Annotated in this window: 1 pseudogene; it reads left to right on the top strand. The window is 71.6% G+C overall.

What is annotated here, in order from left to right:
* Positions 1–264, top strand: a pseudogene (locus SB754_RS20850) (glycosyltransferase family 2 protein); the annotation flags it as partial.

Below are 264 nucleotides of genomic sequence, written 5' to 3'. Positions count from 1 at the left end.
CCGCTACGGTTTCCGGAACTCGACCCGCTACTTCGCACCGCCTGCGCTCGTCGTGACCCTCGCGATGGCGGCGCTGGTGCTGCTCGGACGCATGGGAGGCGTGCTCCGGGGCGCCCTCGCCTCGGTGCTGGGCCTCGTCTTCATCCCCGTCGCGCTCTACGCTCTCGTGATCGCCGCTTACTCGGCGGCCCAGCGCGGCGCGTCGCTGCGGGAGAAGGCCTGGTCACTCGCGGTCATCCCGACGATGCACGTGGCCTGGGGTGC

It is taken from the genome of Leifsonia sp. SIMBA_070, assembly GCF_046534635.1.
Lineage (GTDB): Bacteria > Actinomycetota > Actinomycetes > Actinomycetales > Microbacteriaceae > Leifsonia.
Note: the sequence above shows the minus strand (reverse complement) of the source record. Positions and strands in the feature narration are given on the sequence as shown.